Here is a 19,483-nt window from a genome sequence, read left to right on the forward strand (position 1 = left end):
TTTTTGCCTTTACCTGTAAATCAGTGGCCTGCATGTTCCTTATCGTGGTTTGTATTAACTTGCAATTCTGTTTCTATCACAAAATGCTAACAGCTACCAGCTAAATGCTTCACAAAACACGCGGCATAGTATTACGCACCGTCAAGTATGGAGATACGAGCCTGATCGTGAATATATTCACTGAACTCTTTGGAGTACAATCGTACATTGTAAACGGTGCCCGATCTTCCAGGCCCAAAGCGGCTAAAGGAAATTTGCTGCAACCCGGCAATATCCTGGAGCTGGTGGTGTACCACAATGAAATCAAGAATCTCCAGCGGATATCCGAATTCAAGCTGGCATATATTTACAATGCCGTACACCTGAATGTAGTAAAAAATACAGTGGCACTCTACATTATAGAGCTTCTGCAAAAATGCCTTAAGCAACCGGAACAACAACTGGATCTTTATTATTTCACGGAAAACACGTTGCAGTTACTGGACGTATCTGCTTTACCGGTAGTTGCTAATCTTCCACTATATTTTACATTGAAAGTAGGGGAGCAGCTTGGTTTCCGGCTGAATGGCCGCTTCTCTGAATACACTCCCTACCTGGATTTACAGGAAGGCACCTTTGCTGATTTACCACCACATCACAGCGATCACCTGGATGCACATAGCAGTGAATTAACCGATCAGTTGTTCCAATGCACGGAAGTACAGCACCTGGCGGCAATCACGATGAATAAAGAAAGAAGAAGGAAATTACTGTATGCGTACCTGGATTTTTTCCGATTGCACTTACCTGATTTTACAGAGATGCACTCACCGCCTATCCTGCACGAGATTCTGGACGCCTGATCTGGCGGCCTTTTCACCGGCTTCGGTAAAAAACTTCAGTGCTACCTCATTGCCATCATAAACAGCATAGGAAAAATAGTTGAGCCAGTCTCCCAGATTAATATAGCGACTGCCTTCGGATAGTTGAATATCGAGGGGCAGATGTCTGTGCCCATATATGAAGTAATCGAAGTGTTCTTTTTGCAATATTTCTTTGCTGTAAATGGCCAGCCATTCATTTTCCGTACCTAAGAAATGTTCCAATTCCTGCCCGGTAGCGGAGCGGCTTTTACGGCTGAAATAGTTAGCAAGGGCAATTCCCCAGGCGGGGTGAATGGCAGAAAACATCCAGCGGCAAAAGGGATTTCTGAATACTTTCTTCAGCATCTTATAACCATGGTCACCTGGCCCTAAACCATCGCCATGGCCGATATAAAAACGTTTTCCACCAATGGTATAAGTTTGTGGCTCGTAGTAAACCGGGATATTCAGTTCTTCTTCAAAATATCCATTCATCCACATATCATGGTTTCCAATAAATACAGAAATACCAATGCCCTTATCACTTAAGGCAGCCAGCTTGCCCAGTATGCGGGTATAGCCTTTAGGGATAACATGTTTGTATTCAAACCAGAAGTCAAAAATATCACCTACCAGGAAAATATGTTGTGCATCAGGTTCTACCTGATCGAGCCATTGCAGGAGCAACTTTTCGCGCTCCCTGCTGGCAGCAGCATTAGGAGCACCCAGATGAAAATCAGAGGCAAAATATACTTTCTTATTGGGCGGTAAGTGGATATCCATTGCTTTAAAACCTTTAGCCTTTAGCGGTTAGCTTTTAGTAGCAAAGCGACGTATCGTTTTCTGCTAAAGGCTAAAAGCTAAAGGCTAAAGGCTGTTTTTTATTATTCGTCTACTAAAAATACATATACTTCTTTGGGACCATGAATCCCTACTACCAACGTTTTTTCGATATCTGCAGTACGACTGGGTCCTGTTGCAAAGGATATTGCAGAGGGGAGATCGTTACCATACTTATCTTTCAGCTTATTCAACGCATCCTTCAGGTCAAATACCAGTTGGTGCGTATAGGCGATCATGATATGTACAGGCGCATATACCGGCAATGCTCTGCCGCTGGGTTGTGCTGCACTCAGCACCACTGTTCCGGTGCGGGCTACCAGGTATTCACAATCTGTGATGGCAGCATCAGCTTCGTGCATGGAACCCTGATTAAGGGTGGGTAATTCTTCCTGATGAATTACTTTCAGCAGGGCAGGGGTTTGACAGAAAACGTTGTGCCACTCTTTGTTTTCGCAAAGCGCGCGCAAACTATCCATCAACTCACCTTTTCCTGTACAGAAAACAAATTTTCCTTGTAATCTGGTAAATTCTTCTGCAAACTTTAATTCCAGGCTCTCATTCTCGGTTCTGAAAACAGACGAGTTGCCCTCCGAATTGGGGAAGGGCAACTGTACTGACTGACTTAACGCATTCCGTACTCTTTTCAGAATATTTTCCTTAGCAGGAGAAATCTTCATATCACTATTTACGCATTAGCTGGTGATGGAGAAGGGTTGATGATATCTGATGGATGAACACCATCAGTAGTCATACCTTCTTTATTCAGTAAATGTTCTCTGTGAACGTCGTAAGGACGTTTACCGATCAGTCTTTCCAGGTCGGCCTGGTATAAAACCTCTTTCTTCAACAGTTCCTGCGCCAGTACTTTCACCTGATCCATCTTTTCAGTCAGCAGGTCTTTAGTTCTGATGTAAGCAGTTGCAATCAGCTTTCTTACTTCATCATCAATCATCTTGGATGTTTCTTCAGAGTAAGGCTTGGTAAAGGATTGCTCGCTGTTGGGATCGTAGAAAGATACATTTCCTACTTTATCGTTCATACCGTAAACGGTTACCATTGCATAGGCCATGCGGGTAATTACCTGCAGGTCATTTTGTGCACCGGTAGAAATTTTACCGAATACCAGTTCCTCTACTGCACGTCCACCGAGGGTCATACAGATATCATCGAGCAGCTGTTCAGTATTGTATAAATATTGTTCTTTAGGAAGATATTGCGCATAACCGAGTGCCGCAACACCACGGGGAACGATCGTTACTTTCACCAGTGGATTAGCGTGTTCCAGATGCCAGCCGCAGATAGCGTGACCAGCTTCATGGTAAGCGATGACTTCTTTTTCTTCCGGAGAGATGATTTTATTCTTCTTTTCCAGACCACCAATAACGCGGTCAATGGCATCATTGAAGTCATCCATTTCTACCTGTGTTTTGCCTTTACGGGCAGCAATCAGGGCGGCTTCGTTACATACGTTGGCAATATCAGCACCGGCAAAACCAGGTGTCATGGAAGCCAGCTTCTTCACATCGAGGATAGGAGAAGTTTTGATAGGCTTTAAATGCACTTCAAAAATGGTTTCCCTTCCTGCCAGATCCGGCTTGTCGATAGAGATCTGACGATCAAAACGACCCGGACGTAATAAAGCGCTATCCAGTACATCTGGGCGGTTAGTGGCAGCCAGGATAATGATACCGCTGTCTGTTCCGAAACCATCCATTTCTACCAGCAACTGGTTCAGTGTGTTTTCACGCTCATCGTTGCTCATCATTACATTCTTGCCTCTTGCACGACCAATCGCGTCAATTTCATCGATAAAGATGATACATGGTGCTTTTTCGCGGGCTTGTTTAAACAAGTCACGGACACGGCTCGCACCTACCCCTACAAACAGTTCCACAAAATCGGAACCGGACATAGAGAAGAAAGGAACCTGTGCTTCACCTGCCATGGCTTTAGCCAACAGGGTTTTACCAGTTCCCGGAGGACCTACCAGCAAAGCACCTTTAGGGATTTTACCTCCCAGGGCAGTATATTTTTTAGGATTTTTCAGGAAATCCACAATTTCCATTACTTCTACCTTGGCTTCGTCCAAACCAGCTACATCGTTGAATGTGATATTCACACGGGTACCTTTATCGAACAGGGTAGCTTTGGATTTACCAATATTGAAGATGCCACCAGGACCTCCACTACCACCGGCAGGGCCACCCATCTTACGCATCAGCAATATCCACAAACCAATGATCAGAATGATAGGTAATAACAATTGGAAGATAGGTTCAAACCAGCTTTGACGCTCATCATAAGAGATCTTAACCTGGTTTTCTACCGGAACACCTTCCTGTGCTTTATCAATATCTTTCTTGAAACTTTCTTCACTACCTATCGTAAAACGGTAATGAGGACCGGGGTTATCACCACCAAATCTGCTCTTGTTAACAGGATTAAACTTAGCTTGTTTTAAAGAGTCTGTTTTTATGTAGACCTCTACATATTTTTTATTTACGACAACCAGCTTATCAACATCTCCTGGTTTCAGATACTCGATCTGAAATTCCTGGAAACTGATCTCTTTGGTTGAGGATTTAAAATCACCAAAAATGTTCATTGCCAGCAGGGCAACGCCAATAAAGGCATATACCCAGTATATATTGAACTTCGGTCCTTTCTTAGGTGATTTCTCCGAACCCTTGTTGAAGTTATTGCCTCCTTTTTCCATAATCTTACGCTCCTTTACGGATGTTTATTGCAATCAGAATAATATAAATAATTAAATTCTAAAACAACTGTTTAGTCTAGTCTTCGATGTGGTCCATTCTATCAGCATCACTCCACATTTCCTCAAGATTATAGAATCTCCGGTTCTCTGGTTGGAAAATATGTACAACAACATTCACATAATCCACCAAAACCCAGTTTTGTGAACTAAATCCTTCGTGCTTATACGGTTCCTCTGATGTATGCTTCTCCACCTCATCTGACACATAATCAGCAATGGCTTTCACCTGGGTGCCCGAATTGGCTTCACATATGATAAAGAAATCGGCCACGGCTTCAGGAATCTGGCGTAGATCCAGGGATACGATATTTTCCCCCTTCTTATCCTGTATGGCCTTTATGATGGTGGTAAAAATTTCACTTTCTCTGGTCAGGCGTAACTGCGCCTTCTTTCTCGTGCTCAGAACGGTTAAGGGTGCCAATAAATCTCGTTTTTGTTAAAAATAATCTTTAATTGTCAAAGTTACTAAACAAGCAGTAATATAAGATGTTTAATCTCACCTGCGGGCCTCCTGAAATGTTAATTAAATAATAAAATGAATTACTTTTCGGGCCAGATATACAGACTAAAAAAGATTCATGTGATAGGACACCCGTTTCATGTATTAGACGAAATAGACAGCACCAATAACTATGCCATGGAGCAGGTAAATTCCGGGCAGGTGACATCTGGTACTGCCTGGTTTACCAGCAACCAAACTGCCGGAAAAGGTACCCGTGGGAAACAATGGTTGGCCCAACCCGGCGACATCTGTGCGCTCAGTGTTGCCCTCCAACCGGCTATGCTACCGCTTTCGCGCCAGTTTATGCTCAGCATTTCGGTGGCACTGGCTACCGCCGATTTCTTTACTTCCTATGCCGGCGACGAAACCACCATCAAGTGGCCAAACGATATTTATTGGCGTGACAGAAAGGCAGTAGGCATGTTGATAGAGAATGTACTACGCGGAAATATGTGGCAATATGCCATTATCGGAATCGGACTCAACATTAATCAGGCTGCTTTCCCTCCCGAATTACCTAATGCTGTTTCCCTTAGACAGATCACCGGTAAAACCCGGGAAACCTCCAGCCTGGCAAAGGAATTATGTACTTTCCTGGACAAAAGAATCCGGCAACTACAACCTGCCAACTACGAAGCCCTCCTCCAGGAATATACCAGTAGGCTTTTCCGCTGGCAACAACCAGCCCTGTACCGCAAAGACGGGGAAATTTTTGAAGGCATTATCAGGGACGTATTGCCCGATGGACATCTTTGCCTGGAGAAAAATGGAGAAATATTGCAACTAGGATTTGGTGAGATAGAGTTTATCCTCAACCGGTAATATATAAGCAAAAGAGCAGCCACCAGCCAAAGCCTGGCGGCTGCCCCTGTAAAACGCCTACTTCTTTCCTGTATATTCCTGTTGTTTTTCCAGTAGTACCTTGTGTAATACCTGTGGCAACACCGGCGACAAATCAGACAACAGGTAAACATCCGCTCCATAACCGTACTCGCGGGAAAGGGTATCTTGTAATGTACCGGTTTGCACCACCCGGCCAATAAACTTCAGCGTTTCGCCCTGCGGCCGCTTGCCTACTTTAATAATGTAACGGATACTATCAATCCTGGGAAACCAGAAAACATAGTCTGCGTCGAAAGACACTGCAAAAGGCATCTTTCCTTTATTATAATAGTTTAATGCACCCGCTTCTCCATAATTACTGGTAACTACCATCGTATAAGGCCTATCTGCTGCCGGCACCTGCTGCCAGGCCTGTAATGCCATTGCAGCCAGACTATGCCAGCCCAGCATATCCGCAAAATCCTGGGGCAGCGGATGATCCTGTCCGTCTTCCCAGCGTAATAAACCCAACGTCTTGAACTTGGCAGCCTTTTCACTGATCTGCGCAGGGCGCAGTACCGGGAAAACTGCATTTACCAGTAATGCAAAAGGGATAACGATGATCGCTACCCATAACACGCGCAGATAGCGCGTCCAGTCGTGCGTAAAAATTCGTTCCCAGTATACGCTGCCAAAAGCCAGTAACACCGGATATAAGCCCAAAGAATAATAGCTTTTTGCCCGCAGATAGGTAAACAGCAGCATGGTTAGCCCATATGCCAGCAGCACCACCCGGTAAGGACGAAAGGGTTTGTAGAAAAGTAATCCTATAAATGCTGCTACCACAATGAAAGCACCACCTATAAAGAAAATGAACTGATCAGTGATAAAAGTCATGCGACTTACATGTACCAGCTGGCTCTCACTCAGCTCCTTCATATGATGCAACACAGGCAATCCATGTTGCAGCTGCCATACTATATTGGGCGATATGATCACCAACGCAATCAATCCCCCTATGTACAGGTACTTATTTTTAAATATTTGCCGGTGCGAAGACAGCAATAAGCCACCCACCAGGCCTATCACCCCGAATATAATATTGTATTTATTCAGAATACCGATGCCAGTAACAACGCCCATCCATAATAACCACTTATTTTGCTGGGTGTGTAGGAATTGTAATAAACACCAAAACAATAAGGTCCAGGCCAGAATTTCAAAAGAGTTGGGCTGGTACAACAAATTTATACGACTCATCCCCGAACAAATAAACACCAGGGCTGCCAACACCTGTGCAAACCATCTGCCTCCAAGCATCTCCACCATTTTCCACACCAACACCATGGTGAATACACCGTATATAGCAGGGAAAAATCTTACCCAGAAAAAACTATTGCCCAGCCATTGGATCAATAAAGAAGTAAAAGCGGTGAAAGGGGGCACCGACAAGTATCCGGCAGACAAATGATTGGCCAGGTCCAGGTGAAGGTATTCATCCCGTTGTAAATCGTAATAGGGAGTCAGTATTCCGTACTGAAAACCCATTTTTACTATTATAATTAATAAAAGCAGCCAAAGGGACGTACGGCCGCTGTGCTGTTGCGGGGCAATCGTTGATGTTATCATAAACAGGGACAAAAAATATTCATCTCAAAAAAAAACGGAAATACTTGCCGGTAAGCAATGTATTTCCGTCGATAAATTATAAGTTTCTTGTTCGGTGGCATATGTGGCAGGCTGCTCTACATAGCAATCATCAGGGCTTGACGATAACAAGATTTTGGTTGATAAAGGCGTTAACAAATTGTGAAATTTTTTCTATTTAAGCAAAAATGAAATTGCAACTTAGTTTCATTTTATAAAAATAGCGGGACGCAGCAAGGATTTGCAGGCATTCTTTCTTTGTAAAACTTAACATTGACAGCGTAGGCAACAGGAGAATTTAATATGGAATTGCTTAAATTTGGTGTATGCCTACAAATAAAAATGCTTCCATTGGACTGAAAACGATTGATGACTTCAACGATGATGTTCTCTTGTATACAAGAAAAGAAATAGTACCCAAAGCACCTCTGCGTGGCAGTTTTGCCGTTCAGGAAAGGGTCAACTACCCTTGCCTGGATGAAGTCACCGCCAGCAGACGTGATTATTACAAAATAAGTTTCTTTAGTAAAGGCAGCGGCATCTTCACGATGGGGGAAGAACGCTACGAGATAGATGGTCCCACTTTACTTTTCATCAATCCGTTTGAAGTAAAAACATGGCGCCCCTCTTCAGAGGTACAGGAAGGTTACTTCTGCCTGTTTACCGACCTGTTGTTTGAATCACAGACAGGGCACCAGGAAAACCTGTTGCAACATCCGCTTTTGCAGCTGGGCGCCAAAGCAGTATTCAAATTAACCAATGAACAATCCGAATACCTGCAATCCATATTCAGACAACTATTAAGAGAATATAACGAAAACGCGGCCTTTAAACAGGAAGCTATTCTTATTTACCTGAAGCTGCTGATGCTGGAAGGCAAACGACTGTCTTCCCAAACTCAGCAACCTAACCGGCAGCTTTCAGCAGCACAAATACTGGCGCATCGTTTTACAGACAAACTGGAAAAACAGTTTCCAATTGAGTATAGTCATAACCAGGTGTCCCTCAAAACGGCGAAAGAATTTGCACAGGTATTAAATACTCATCCTAATCACTTAAATGCTTCTGTAAAACAAGCTACCGGCCGTACAGTGAGCGAACATATCCGTCAGCGTATGCTGCTGGAAGCTCGTTTATTACTGATGCATACCGACTGGCAGATTGCTGAGATTGCATGGTGTCTTGGTTTTGAAGATCCGGGTAACTTCACTCACTTCTTTAAAAATCATAGCGGTGTATCTCCGCATGTATACCGGGTACATTAAAACCTTTGATATTAACAACTAATACTTTGCCTCTTACAATTGTAAGACCTGTACCCGCATGTACTTTTGTATCACTAAAAAATTAATCAATATGCAGTACAGAAAACTAGGTAAAACAGGTGAATCTATATCCGCGATAGGACTGGGTTGCATGGGCATGTCATTCGCTTACGGCAGCGGTCAGGATTTCAATGAATCCGAATCATTGGCTACATTGGAACTGGCACTGGATTTAGGTGTTAATTTCTGGGATACAGCAGATATGTATGGGCAAGGCGCCAACGAAATTCTACTTTCAAAAGTACTCGCTACTAAAAGAGATAAAGTTTTCCTCGCCACCAAATTTGGATTCAAATTTAAAGACGATGGCTCCTACTATTTTGATGGCTCTCCAAAATACCTGAAACAGGCTTGTGAAGCAAGTTTGAAAAGACTGGGAGTAGACGTAATTGATCTTTATTACGCACATCGTATAGACGACACCGTGCCTGTAGAAGAAACTGTTGGCGCTATGGCCGAACTGGTGAAAGAAGGTAAGGTGCGCTATCTTGGCTTATCCGAAGCAAGTGCTGCTTCTATCAGGAAAGCCAATGCAGTACATCCGATTGCAGCCCTGCAAACAGAATATTCATTGTTTACCCGCGATGTGGAAGGGGATATTTTAGCCGCCACCCGTGAACTGGGTATCTCTCTGGTGGCCTACAGTCCACTGGGCAGAGGACTCTCCACCGGCGCTATCAATAATACCGACTCATTAAGCGATGGTGATTTCCGTAAAAACCTACCACGGTTTCAGGGAGAAAACTTTGAGCAGAACTTACAAACCGTKACTGCACTGGAAGCCTTTGCAAAAGAGAAAGGTATTACAGCCGCTCAATTGTCACTCGCATGGCTGCTGGCACAGGGAGAAGACATTGTGCCCATTCCCGGAACCAAACGCAGAAAATATTTACTGGAAAATGCCGCCGCTGCTGATGTAAATTTATCAGCTGCAGATGTAGCTGCCATTGAAAATATTCTACGCAACAATGCAGTAGCCGGCGCCCGTTATACTGAAGGCGGAATGCAACTGGTAAATAGATAGCGAACCAGCTATTAGCCGTTAGCTTTTAGCAAAATGCAGCGAAGAACATAGTCTATCTATGTAAATCTTCGCTGCATTTTGCTAAAAGCTAAAAGCTAACGGCTAATAGCTAAATCACTATTTCGTTTTCTTATAGCCCCAATCCAGTAACCATTTCACCACTTTTTCTTTATAGTCGCCCTGGATAAGAATTTCACCGTCCTTTACGCTACCGCCGGTACCGCATTTCGTTTTAAGTTCTTTTCCCAGTTTCTCTATGTCTTCGTCCTTACCGATAAAACCGGTAATCAGGGTTACTACTTTTCCTGCGCGTTGTTTTTTATCCAGTATCACTCTCAGGATCTGTTCTGCGGGAGCCAGTGTGTCTGTTACTTCTTCCGGCTCTGGTTCGAGTGAAAAGTTAGGATCGGTGGAATATACTATTCCGTGACCTGGTGTATTTTTCTTTTTCGACATCTCTCTAAAATATTTAAAGGTTATTCGTTTACCACTACGTTAATAGCCTGTGATTGTATCCGTATACGTACTACTCCGTTTTCTGTGAGCGGTACAGCATCGCCGTCTACCTGCAGATATTGCAGCGCATTACTGCGAATGGTAATATCCTTACCTGTATAATGTTTTATGTAACGTGTATTATCGATGTTACCCATCAAGGAGAAAATACTTACGGGTAACAGGCTCAGAATACCCACTGGTGGCATAATACAAAGGTCCAGCTGTCCATCGAATACGCTTGCTTTAGGTGCTAGTTTAAATTCATATCCAAACTGGTTGCCATTGGCTACGGTGAGCAAGAACGCTTTTGCCTGAAAGGATGATCCATCAATATCAATATTGTATTCCGCAGGATCGTAGGTGTTAAAACTTTTCAACACCAGTTTTGCATAACCTGATAAGCCGCGTTTGGTATTATGTCTGAACTGTTCAGCAATCAGGGCATCAAAGCCAACCCCGGCATTACTGAGGAACAGATGCTCATTGGCATAACCTACATCAATAGCGCGTTGTTTATTGTTGACGATGAGTTGCAAAGCCTTGTCTATGTTCAATGGAATTTTCAGTGCGCGTGCCAGGCCATTTCCACTGCCCAGCGGCAGTATCGCCATAGCGGTATTGCTCCCTATCAGGCCTTGTGAAATTTCATTGATGGAACCATCGCCGCCAACGGCGACCACGATATGTACGCCATTTTGCACGGCTTCTCTCGCCAGATCGGCACCATGGCCCAGATAAGCCAGGAATGCCGTACTCACTTCATACCGGTCAGCCGGCAGGTGCCTGCTGATGGCATGCTCCAAACGTTTTTCACGATCAGTACCCGCTTTGCGGTTGATGATAAATAGTATCTTCTTCAAAAAAACTGTTTTATAATATAATCGCCTTCAGGCTCAGATCCAGGCTCACAGCGTGATGTATGATAGCACCAACTGAAATATAATCAACGCCTGTTTTAGCATATGCTTCCAGGGTGTCTATCGTGATACCACCTGATGCTTCTGTTTCAAAGCGACCATTGATGAGTTCCAATGCAGTAACAATATCAGCAGGCGCAAAGTTGTCGAGCATGATCCGGTCTATCTGTCCAACTGCCAGCACCTCCTTCACATCATCCAGGTTGCGTGTTTCCACCTCAATTTTCAGCGGCAGCTTACGTTCCTTCAGATAGGCTACGGTCTTGGTGATCGCGGCTGTGATGCCACCGGAAAAATCAATGTGATTATCTTTCAGCATAACCATATCATACAATCCTATGCGGTGATTAACGCCACCGCCTATACGAACAGCTTCCTTCTCCAGCATCCTGAAGTTGGGTGTGGTTTTACGGGTATCCAATATACGGGTATGGTATCCTTTCAACTTTGTTACATACTGATTGGTTAAGGTAGCAATACCACTCATGCGTTGCATGCAGTTCAGCACCAGTCTTTCGCCCATCAGCAGGGTATGCACGGCGGCTTCTACTTCAAAGGCTATTTCACCGGCTTTCATGGCATCACCATCTTTTTTATGTGGAGTGAATATGGTGAACATATCCAGCCATTTAAAAATGGCTTCGGCCACTTCCATGCCGGCCAGAATGCCGTCTTCTTTAATCTTGAGTACCGCCTTTCCTTTCGCGGTAGGCGGAATACACGCCATAGTGGAATGATCCCCGCTTCCTATATCTTCTGCCAGTGCGCTTCTTATAAACGCATTCAGCGCTGCTTCGTCTAACATAATTGAATAATTTTCAATTACGAATTACGAATTGCCGGATTTATGGAAGAATCCACCATAATCCCATCATTCGTAATTCGTAATTACCGCGTGAAAGATATGTCAAAAATAAAAAGTGCCCCGCAATAAATTGCGGGGCACCGGGGTTTTTCAATTAATTTATATTGGTATACTTATTTACTCTCAAATCTTAATTCATTCAATACCATTGTTCCACCTTTCTTCTGCAGGAAGAAAGAAACCCTGAAAGTACCATTACCAGTCACCATAGTACCAATACCAAAGCGGGAATTATCTCCACCCTGATGTACCAGTTCAAATGATTTAACCTGGTTTTTAGAGAAGAAATCCTTTAAAATAATCTCCGCCTGTGCTTTGCTATAGGAATTAGACTTTCCTGAAATATTGATCTCCACAGTATTGTCGAGGTAACGGGATAACCCGCTAACATCGCCTTGCTTTAATGCCGCCACTACATCTTCAAATGGCCCGGCAACTGTGATACTAATTGACCTGGCCGACAGTGTAAGCGACGTAAAAACACCTCCCAACAACATAATCCCCAGCACAATCAATAGCTTCTTCATTGTCAGTTATTTTATTAAAAATGTGATTTTTCTAACTCAAATTAAAAGCGAAAACTATGCCAAACACACTGCAAATCAACAAAATCACATTATAGTGGTAGCTATTAACGGCTAAGTAATAACAGTAAGATAATATGTGTTTCATTTTAAATAAATAGAATATAAAATTTAAGCAATCAGGGTCATGAGGGTTAATTTTTTGATAAGCGTTATTTTTGCAAAATATTTAAACCCTTTATAAGTACTTTCACCGTCTTGAGTGAATTTATATTAAACTATAACCAGATAGGATATGGAAAAGAAAAGAGCCATTCTCGTAATTATGGACGGATGGGGCGAAGGTAAAGTTCCTACAGCCGATGCCATTGCACATGCAAAAACCCCTTTTGTAAGCAGTTTATACAAGCAGTACCCACACAGTCACCTCATTACCTGCGGAGAAGCCGTGGGTCTTCCTGATGGACAAATGGGCAACTCTGAAGTAGGCCATCTTAACATCGGCGCAGGCAGAATAGTGTACCAGGAACTGCAACGCATCAACGTAGCCATCAGAGATGGAGAACTGGCTGCCAATCCTATATTACTGGATACATTGGCTCATGCTAAAAACAACGATAAAGCGCTTCACCTGATAGGACTGGTAAGTGATGGTGGCGTACACTCACATATTGCCCACCTGAAAGCACTGACCAACATTGCCAAAGCACATGGCCTGGAAAAAGTATATATCCACGCTTTCACAGATGGTCGTGATACTGATCCCAGAAGTGGATTAGGCTTCCTCGAAGACCTTTCTGCTCACCTGGAAACATCTACCGGTAAAATTGCTACCGTAACAGGCCGTTACTATGCCATGGACCGCGACAAGCGCTGGGAGCGCGTGAAGCTGGCCTATGATGCCATGGTACATGGAATAGGTACTCCTACTCATGACCTGTTAACTGCTGTGAAAGCATCTTATGCAGAAGGCGTAACAGATGAATTCATTAAGCCAATCATTGCAACAGATGCTCAGGAAAAAGCGATAGGTACCATCCAGGAAGGCGATGCCGTACTTTGCTTCAACTTCCGCACGGATCGTTGCCGCGAAATATCTCAGGTGCTCACACAGGAAGCCATTCCTGACTTCGGTATGACGCCGCTGAATATCTACTATACTACCATGACAGATTACGACCGTACCTACAAAAATGTACACGTAATTTTTGAAAACGATAACCTGAACATGACGCTGGGTGAAGTGTTGGCTAAAGATGGCTGTACACAGATCCGTATTGCTGAAACAGAAAAATATCCGCACGTATCCTTCTTTTTCTCCGGAGGCCGTGAAACAGAATTCGAAGGTGAACGCAGGCTGATGGCAGCTTCTCCCAAAGTAGCCACCTACGACCTGAAACCAGAAATGAGCGCAAATGAACTGGCTGACCTGATTGTTCCGGAACTGCAACAAAAATCAGCCGACTTTGTGGTACTCAACTTCGCTAACGCAGACATGGTAGGACATACCGGTGTATTCGAAGCCGTTATTAAAGCAGTTGAAACCGTAGATCATTGCGTAGAACGTGTAGTGACCGCAGCTCTGGCCAGCGACTATACTGTTTTCCTCACCGCGGATCATGGTAACGCCGACTTTATGATCAATGCAGATGGTAGCCCTAATACCGCCCACTCATTGAACCTGGTTCCGTTCTTCATTATCAACAAAGATTTTCAGGGTCCCGTAAAAGATGGTAAACTGGGTGACATTGCCCCTACCATCCTGCATTTCATGGGACTACCTATTCCCAGGGAAATGACCGGTAATTTACTGGTATAGCAGAAGGCATAAAGCAAAAAGCTATTGTAGCGAATGAACTAAACGGATATGAATATTCCGTATGGATCATTCGCTACAATAGCTTTTTGCTTTATGCTTTACGCCCTCTGCCCAATTTATTTATCGGCACCTGTAACATTTAGTTTATTGCCCTCGTTTAATAGAGGTTACCCTTAAAAAATTGTCAGCCCAACACGCTGATTTACATATTTTTAGTGCTCTCGACAGATTTGCTCATGCATCGATGCGCCGTTTTTACGGCGCATTTTTTATGACCCACATTTAAGTATTAATTTTGCAGCATGAAAATATACCCGCAAGTAACGGTGTTGTTTACCATAATTGGCTTCATGGCCTGTAACCAGGCAAATAAAACATCAAAAGACCCAGTACAAGATAAGTTTGCAGCACTGCCAGCCTACTTCAGCCAGGAGAATGCACATATTCGCACCAACGATGTGACACTATTTAAAACAGTGATACTCAATGGGAAAAAAGATACTGCCAGCATTTCCGGAAACGATAGCGCTACCGTACATGACTTATTAAAGCCATTTATCGATGCTGACCTAAATAAGCCCTCCCTCCGGGATGAATATGATACCTCCAGCTTATACGATCCCTTTTCCGGCAGGAAATCAGTGATCTATAAATCACGGGGCAAACAAACCAATCCATCAGAAGTAACCATGGAACTGGACAAACAAGGCAATATACAACAGGTAAACATTCACTCCTATACCAGCAACCTGGTATATGAATTCCGACAGGACCTCTTTTACCAGCAAAACAAGCAGGTTCGGATGACTACCTATCAGAAAATAGCCTTCCTGGCCCCCAAAGAACTGGAAGTAAATGTAACGATCGCACCTAAAAAAGGGATGTAAACATGACCGCAGCGGAGTTTCAGAAAATATCACATACCATACCTGGCGATGCAGGCATCTATAAATACTACGATGAATCAGGCACTCTCTTATATGTAGGGAAAGCCAAAAGTTTGCGTAAACGGGTGAGCTCCTATTTTGTAAAAAATCATGATAACTACAAAACCAGGAAACTGGTAGAGCATATACATCATATTGAGTTTACCATCGTAGACTCAGAACAGGATGCATTTCTACTGGAAAACTCTCTTATCAAACAATTCAGGCCCAAATACAATATTAACCTGAAGGATGATAAAACCTATCCTTATATCGTTATTAAACATGAGTCTTTTCCCCGTGTGTTTTTCACCCGTAATATTGTCAAAGACGGATCCGACTACCTGGGGCCTTTTACCTCTGTAGGACGTGTAAGGGAAATACTGGATGTGATCAAATACAATATCCCCTTACGTACCTGTAGCCTCAACTTAACGGAAGAGAATATACGAAAAGGCAAATTCAAGGTATGTCTCGAATATCACCTTGGGAACTGCAAAGGCCCCTGTGAAGGACTACAGACACAGGAAGACTACCGCGAAGGATTGCAGCAGGTAAAGAACGTGTTAAAAGGAAATCTTACCCCGGTAGTAAACCTGTTCAAAGAACAGATGCTGGACCATGTGTCAAAAATGGAATTCGAGAAGGCGGAAATCATGCGTAAAAAGATTGCCAGTCTCGAAGACTACTCCGCCAAATCCACCATTGTTAATAACCGCATGGGCAATGTGGATGTGTTTTCTATTATCAGCGAAGGCAATCATGCTTATGTAAATTACCTGCGTATTTTGAACGGCACCATTGCTGATACCAAAACCGTAACACTGGAAAAACAACTGGAAGAAAGTGATGAAGAAGTGCTGGCATATGCCATTGCATACCTTCGTGAAGTATTTAAAAGTATCACTACTGAAATAGTAGTACCGTTACCGTTAGAATACCCTGAAAGCAGCGTTACTGTTACCGTTCCAAAAGGTGGTGATAAGAAGAAATTGCTGGAGCTTTCTGAAAAGAATGTCAATTATTTCAAAGAAGATTTATACCGTAAAAAAATACTGCACCTGGAAGGTAAAACTGATATGGAGAGAAAGCAGGTATTATACCAGCTGCAGGCAGATCTTGAATTACCGGTATTACCCGAACATATTGAATGCTTTGATAACTCCAACTTCCAGGGTAGCTATCCTGTGGCTGCCTGTGTAGTTTTCAAAGACGGCGTGGCCTCCAATAAAGATTACCGGCATTTCAATATCAAAACAGTAGAAGGGATCAATGACTTTGCCTCCATGAAAGAAGTGGTTTTCAGGCGATATAACCGCCTGTTGGCAGAGCAACAGCCACTACCACAACTGGTGATCATCGATGGCGGTAAGGGCCAGCTCGGATCTGCTATGGAAAGTATTCGTGAGCTGAACCTGATAGGCAGCATGACTGTTGTGGGGTTAGCAAAAAATGAAGAAGAAATATTTTTTCCGGGCGACTCCCAAAGCATCAAGTTGCCGTATAACAGCGAGAGCCTGAAACTGATACGCCGGGTCCGTGATGAAGTGCATCGTTTCGGTATTACTTTTCACCGGCAGAAACGCAGCAAAGGCACCTTCAAAAACGAATTGGAAAGTATTAAAGGCATTGGAGAAAATACAGCTACACAATTACTGAAAGCCTTCCGGTCTGTCACTAAAATAAAATTATTATCACAGGAAGAACTGGAAAAAGAAGTAGGTGCTGCTAAAGCCAAACTGATCTGGGAGCACTTTCATAACGGTTAGCCTTATACGATTTTAGCCATCGGAGCTGTTTGTTCAGCCATCGCTCTTTCCGCCTGCAGTATATGCCGGTTGATATGTGCGGTGAGGAAACCAAATGTGTCGCCTACAGACAACTTTATAAAGCGCGACAGGGAAGTGGGTACTTTATATTGGCGGATATTTATTTTTTCTGCACGTACCAGCAACGCTTCCAACTGCTGTTGCTGCTCAATGAACTCCTGTAATACGGTGGCTACATCCGGGGTTAAAGCAGGGATATGCCCCTTGGGGGATTTCATCCGGGAGCGCAATTGCCCATCTTCTTTGGGTTGCATCAGGCGGGTGAAATAGCTTCCAAGCCAACTGCTTTTAAACCACGTTTCCGACCGACTATTATTTTTCTCTGCTGATGTGATTGCATTTTCAAGTTGCGGCAGATAGTACCTGCCATAAGTATTCAGGTGCTCCAGGCATTGCACTGCACTCCATTTGCCCTGCGCCGGAAAATGTTGTAACATCCCATCTGTACTTTCGCCAAAACGATTGGCTGCTTTATATTGTATGGCTACAATTTGTTTACGCAGCCCCTGCAACAGTTCATTACTTTTAACCGGGTTCATGGCCTCCATATTTAGCACAAAACTAGGATGGTTTGTGATAGAAAATCTTTGTGCAGATCAACATTTTATAGTTTTACCGTACTCAGTAATTTACTGAAGGTGGCGGGATCTATGCCCAGATAGGAAGCGAGGTATTTATGCGGTATAAGGTGTAATACGTGAGGGCTGCGGGTTAATAGTTTCCTGAATTTCTGTTCGGCAGTGAAAGAAAGCAATTCCAGATGTCGTTCCATAACACCAGCCAAAGCAGCTACTGTTCCTAATCTCACCCATCTTTCTATCAGCGGATATTCCAGGATCAGGCGGGTAAAATCGGCGTAGCTCATTCGCAGCAATTCACTATGTGTTAATGTTTCCAGGTACCAGGGAGAGGGGCGTTGTAGCTGGAAGGAATCCATTACACCGGAAAATGAGCCGGTATAAGTAAAGAGGAGGGTCGATTCTTTATCACCTTCCAGGTTAAAAACTCGTTGTACGCCGGCAGTAACGAAGTAGAGATATTTTTCCACCTCACCGGCTACTGTCATTACTTCCTTTCGTTTATACTGCACTGGTGTCCAAACGGCAGCCAGCGCCTCCCATTCAGGATCGGGGAGGGGCATGATCTGGAAAGCTGTTTTACGCAATAGCTCGAGGTGCATACTGAAAGATAGGAAAAAGAGCGAAAAGCATAAAGCAAAATGCAGCGAAGAACATTATATGTTCTTCGCTGCATTTTGCTTTATGCTAAAAGCTAATAGCTTTATGCTAGTATTGCCAGAGGTCCTGCTCTTTATTAAAGATACGGTCATGAATGGCTTGTCCTTCGAGGAGGCGCATGGTACCGTCTTTAATGTAGTCCTTGATCTCGCGGTTGTAGGTATTATTTTCCTTCACTATGTAGCTACCGAAGAAGCGCATTTCAAAAAGATCTTCCCAGCTGATAGTAGATGCATCATTATTCTGGTTGTACACATCGTGTTTGGCCAGGATACCGCGGCAGTCAGGATAATATACCCAGAATAAAGGAATGGAGGCACGGATAGAGCCGTCTTCATTTATACGGGATACCATAGGAGCAATACCCAGTATACGAACTTTCAGGACGGAAGCTTCTTTGTCGAATACCCACACTTCTTTGATCTTGTACTGTTTGATGGTACGAGGATCGAAGTCATCGCGGGTAGTCACCATTTTCTCTTCGCCGGTTACCGGATCTATACTACGTACTGTTCTTTCTTCACCGCTGAGTTTATTCTGGATTTCGGCGAAGGGCATAACAGTGGTAAAGCGGTCATCGATAGGGCTGAAAGCTTCTACCTCTTTATTCTTGAGTGCGTCCAGCAGAATATTTATAAACAGCTGATTGGTGCCAGTCTCATCTTCCACGTTATATTGGAAGGGGAGGTTTATTTTCTCTCTGATGTCGATTACCTGCCATACGCGTTTTTCCCAGAACCTGTCGTCCTCACGGATGTAATCATAGACAATTGGCGTACGTTCTCTTGCAAGGTTTCTTTCCACCACACCATCAATACGTAATGATTTGCGGGGAGTATCCACCACCGGGGAGGTAATACCATCCGGACGTTGAGAAGCAGGAGGAGCAGCCGGAGGCGTAACAGCATTCCCGGTGGCCGGGTTTACTACTGAAGCATCTGGTGTAGGCGTAGCTGTGGTAGCAGTTCTACGGCGGGTTGTACCACCGCGGCGTTGCGCATCAGCAGCTGTTGCCAGCATCACCAGCAAAAGAGTGCACCAACCTATTCTGTTAAATATTACTGCTCGCATAATTCAGTAATTAAT

The 19,483-nt window shown here is 43.7% G+C and carries 19 protein-coding genes; 7 read left to right on the forward strand and 12 right to left on the reverse strand.

What is annotated here, in order from left to right; all coding sequences use genetic code 11:
- Nucleotides 1-104: 104 nt before the first annotated feature.
- On the forward strand, nucleotides 105-842 hold the full coding sequence (gene recO / locus AC1DCV_RS21455; protein ID WP_477025081.1) for a DNA repair protein RecO: 738 nt from the start codon (nucleotides 105-107) through the stop codon (nucleotides 840-842).
- On the opposite strand, the gene AC1DCV_RS21460 is transcribed toward recO, so the two are convergent.
- The 4 genes from AC1DCV_RS21460 to rsfS form a co-directional block, all read right to left on the reverse strand.
- A complete protein-coding gene (locus AC1DCV_RS21460; RefSeq protein ID WP_477025082.1) occupies nucleotides 807-1,625 on the reverse strand; it encodes a UDP-2,3-diacylglucosamine diphosphatase in 819 nt (272 codons plus the stop codon). The two genes, recO and AC1DCV_RS21460, sit on opposite strands and share 36 nt — an antisense overlap.
- A gap of 101 nt (nucleotides 1,626-1,726) precedes the next feature.
- Entirely contained in the window at nucleotides 1,727-2,362 is a 636-nt protein-coding gene (locus tag AC1DCV_RS21465; protein ID WP_477025083.1) for a LutC/YkgG family protein, read from the reverse strand.
- Nucleotides 2,363-2,370: 8 nt separating this feature from the next.
- Nucleotides 2,371-4,401, reverse strand: coding sequence for an ATP-dependent zinc metalloprotease FtsH (ftsH, locus tag AC1DCV_RS21470; protein ID WP_477025084.1), 2,031 nt, complete (start codon nucleotides 4,399-4,401; stop codon nucleotides 2,371-2,373).
- Between the two features lie 76 nt (nucleotides 4,402-4,477).
- Complete coding sequence (gene rsfS, locus AC1DCV_RS21475) at nucleotides 4,478-4,882, reverse strand: ribosome silencing factor (protein WP_441573050.1); 405 nt, start codon at nucleotides 4,880-4,882, stop codon at nucleotides 4,478-4,480.
- 114 nt (nucleotides 4,883-4,996) lie between these two features.
- On the opposite strand from rsfS, the gene AC1DCV_RS21480 reads away from it, so the two are divergent.
- Entirely contained in the window at nucleotides 4,997-5,785 is a 789-nt protein-coding gene (locus AC1DCV_RS21480) for a biotin--[acetyl-CoA-carboxylase] ligase (RefSeq protein WP_477025085.1), read from the forward strand.
- A gap of 57 nt (nucleotides 5,786-5,842) precedes the next feature.
- Here the strand turns inward: AC1DCV_RS21480 and AC1DCV_RS21485 are convergent, their stop codons facing one another.
- On the reverse strand, nucleotides 5,843-7,333 hold the full coding sequence (locus AC1DCV_RS21485; RefSeq protein ID WP_477025086.1) for a glycosyltransferase family 39 protein: 1,491 nt from the start codon (nucleotides 7,331-7,333) through the stop codon (nucleotides 5,843-5,845).
- Nucleotides 7,334-7,758: 425 nt separating this feature from the next.
- On the opposite strand from AC1DCV_RS21485, the gene AC1DCV_RS21490 reads away from it, so the two are divergent.
- Entirely contained in the window at nucleotides 7,759-8,697 is a 939-nt protein-coding gene (locus tag AC1DCV_RS21490; protein ID WP_477025087.1) for an AraC family transcriptional regulator, read from the forward strand.
- 91 nt (nucleotides 8,698-8,788) lie between these two features.
- On the forward strand, nucleotides 8,789-9,781 hold the full coding sequence (locus AC1DCV_RS21495; protein WP_477025088.1) for an aldo/keto reductase: 993 nt from the start codon (nucleotides 8,789-8,791) through the stop codon (nucleotides 9,779-9,781).
- Between the two features lie 117 nt (nucleotides 9,782-9,898).
- On the opposite strand, the gene AC1DCV_RS21500 is transcribed toward AC1DCV_RS21495, so the two are convergent.
- The 4 genes from AC1DCV_RS21500 to AC1DCV_RS21515 form a co-directional block, all read right to left on the reverse strand.
- Nucleotides 9,899-10,237 carry a translation initiation factor gene (locus AC1DCV_RS21500; RefSeq protein WP_477025089.1) on the reverse strand — a complete coding sequence of 113 codons (339 nt, stop codon included), beginning with the start codon at nucleotides 10,235-10,237 and terminating at the stop codon, nucleotides 9,899-9,901.
- 20 nt (nucleotides 10,238-10,257) lie between these two features.
- Complete coding sequence (locus AC1DCV_RS21505) at nucleotides 10,258-11,139, reverse strand: diacylglycerol/lipid kinase family protein (protein WP_477025090.1); 882 nt, start codon at nucleotides 11,137-11,139, stop codon at nucleotides 10,258-10,260.
- A gap of 10 nt (nucleotides 11,140-11,149) precedes the next feature.
- Nucleotides 11,150-12,001 (reverse strand): carboxylating nicotinate-nucleotide diphosphorylase, encoded by an 852-nt coding sequence (nadC, locus tag AC1DCV_RS21510; protein ID WP_477025091.1) that lies wholly within the window; start codon nucleotides 11,999-12,001, stop codon nucleotides 11,150-11,152.
- A gap of 173 nt (nucleotides 12,002-12,174) precedes the next feature.
- Entirely contained in the window at nucleotides 12,175-12,588 is a 414-nt protein-coding gene (locus AC1DCV_RS21515) for a DUF4783 domain-containing protein (protein ID WP_441573042.1), read from the reverse strand.
- Between the two features lie 292 nt (nucleotides 12,589-12,880).
- On the opposite strand from AC1DCV_RS21515, the gene gpmI reads away from it, so the two are divergent.
- The 3 genes from gpmI (at nucleotide 12,881) to uvrC (ending at nucleotide 17,099) form a co-directional block, all read left to right on the forward strand.
- Nucleotides 12,881-14,404, forward strand: a complete 1,524-nt coding sequence (gene gpmI / locus AC1DCV_RS21520) for a 2,3-bisphosphoglycerate-independent phosphoglycerate mutase (RefSeq protein ID WP_477025092.1) — start codon at nucleotides 12,881-12,883, stop codon at nucleotides 14,402-14,404.
- A 302-nt stretch (nucleotides 14,405-14,706) separates the two neighbouring features.
- Nucleotides 14,707-15,291, forward strand: coding sequence for a hypothetical protein (locus AC1DCV_RS21525; protein ID WP_477025093.1), 585 nt, complete (start codon nucleotides 14,707-14,709; stop codon nucleotides 15,289-15,291).
- 2 nt (nucleotides 15,292-15,293) lie between these two features.
- On the forward strand, nucleotides 15,294-17,099 hold the full coding sequence (gene uvrC, locus AC1DCV_RS21530) for an excinuclease ABC subunit UvrC (RefSeq protein ID WP_477025094.1): 1,806 nt from the start codon (nucleotides 15,294-15,296) through the stop codon (nucleotides 17,097-17,099).
- 2 nt (nucleotides 17,100-17,101) lie between these two features.
- On the opposite strand, the gene AC1DCV_RS21535 is transcribed toward uvrC, so the two are convergent.
- The 3 genes from AC1DCV_RS21535 to porN all read right to left on the reverse strand — a co-directional run bounded on the left by AC1DCV_RS21535 (nucleotide 17,102) and on the right by porN (nucleotide 19,468).
- Nucleotides 17,102-17,698 (reverse strand): DinB family protein, encoded by a 597-nt coding sequence (locus tag AC1DCV_RS21535; RefSeq protein WP_477025095.1) that lies wholly within the window; start codon nucleotides 17,696-17,698, stop codon nucleotides 17,102-17,104.
- Nucleotides 17,699-17,763: 65 nt separating this feature from the next.
- On the reverse strand, nucleotides 17,764-18,339 hold the full coding sequence (locus AC1DCV_RS21540) for a Crp/Fnr family transcriptional regulator (protein WP_477025096.1): 576 nt from the start codon (nucleotides 18,337-18,339) through the stop codon (nucleotides 17,764-17,766).
- A gap of 106 nt (nucleotides 18,340-18,445) precedes the next feature.
- The gene (gene porN, locus AC1DCV_RS21545; protein WP_477025097.1) at nucleotides 18,446-19,468 is read right to left on the reverse strand and encodes a type IX secretion system ring subunit PorN/GldN; all 1,023 of its coding nucleotides are present in this window, start codon (nucleotides 19,466-19,468) and stop codon (nucleotides 18,446-18,448) included.
- Between the last annotated feature and the right edge of the window lie 15 nt (nucleotides 19,469-19,483).

The organism is Chitinophaga sp. 10T418, from assembly GCF_056394125.1.

Bases quoted from the DNA above. Each gene is read 5' to 3' on its own strand.
- recO (WP_477025081.1), top strand. From the start codon at position 105: ATGCTTCACAAAACACGCGGCATAGTATTACGCACCGTCAAGTATGGA.
- AC1DCV_RS21460 (WP_477025082.1), bottom strand. From the start codon at position 1,625: ATGGATATCCACTTACCGCCCAATAAGAAAGTATATTTTGCCTCTGAT.
- AC1DCV_RS21465 (WP_477025083.1), bottom strand. From the start codon at position 2,362: ATGAAGATTTCTCCTGCTAAGGAAAATATTCTGAAAAGAGTACGGAAT.
- ftsH (WP_477025084.1), bottom strand. From the start codon at position 4,401: ATGGAAAAAGGAGGCAATAACTTCAACAAGGGTTCGGAGAAATCACCT.
- AC1DCV_RS21480 (WP_477025085.1), top strand. From the start codon at position 4,997: ATGAATTACTTTTCGGGCCAGATATACAGACTAAAAAAGATTCATGTG.
- AC1DCV_RS21485 (WP_477025086.1), bottom strand. From the start codon at position 7,333: ATGGGTTTTCAGTACGGAATACTGACTCCCTATTACGATTTACAACGG.
- AC1DCV_RS21490 (WP_477025087.1), top strand. From the start codon at position 7,759: ATGCCTACAAATAAAAATGCTTCCATTGGACTGAAAACGATTGATGAC.
- AC1DCV_RS21500 (WP_477025089.1), bottom strand. From the start codon at position 10,237: ATGTCGAAAAAGAAAAATACACCAGGTCACGGAATAGTATATTCCACC.
- nadC (WP_477025091.1), bottom strand. From the start codon at position 12,001: ATGTTAGACGAAGCAGCGCTGAATGCGTTTATAAGAAGCGCACTGGCA.
- AC1DCV_RS21515 (WP_441573042.1), bottom strand. From the start codon at position 12,588: ATGAAGAAGCTATTGATTGTGCTGGGGATTATGTTGTTGGGAGGTGTT.
- gpmI (WP_477025092.1), top strand. From the start codon at position 12,881: ATGGAAAAGAAAAGAGCCATTCTCGTAATTATGGACGGATGGGGCGAA.
- AC1DCV_RS21525 (WP_477025093.1), top strand. From the start codon at position 14,707: ATGAAAATATACCCGCAAGTAACGGTGTTGTTTACCATAATTGGCTTC.
- uvrC (WP_477025094.1), top strand. From the start codon at position 15,294: ATGACCGCAGCGGAGTTTCAGAAAATATCACATACCATACCTGGCGAT.
- AC1DCV_RS21535 (WP_477025095.1), bottom strand. From the start codon at position 17,698: ATGAACCCGGTTAAAAGTAATGAACTGTTGCAGGGGCTGCGTAAACAA.
- AC1DCV_RS21540 (WP_477025096.1), bottom strand. From the start codon at position 18,339: ATGCACCTCGAGCTATTGCGTAAAACAGCTTTCCAGATCATGCCCCTC.
- porN (WP_477025097.1), bottom strand. From the start codon at position 19,468: ATGCGAGCAGTAATATTTAACAGAATAGGTTGGTGCACTCTTTTGCTG.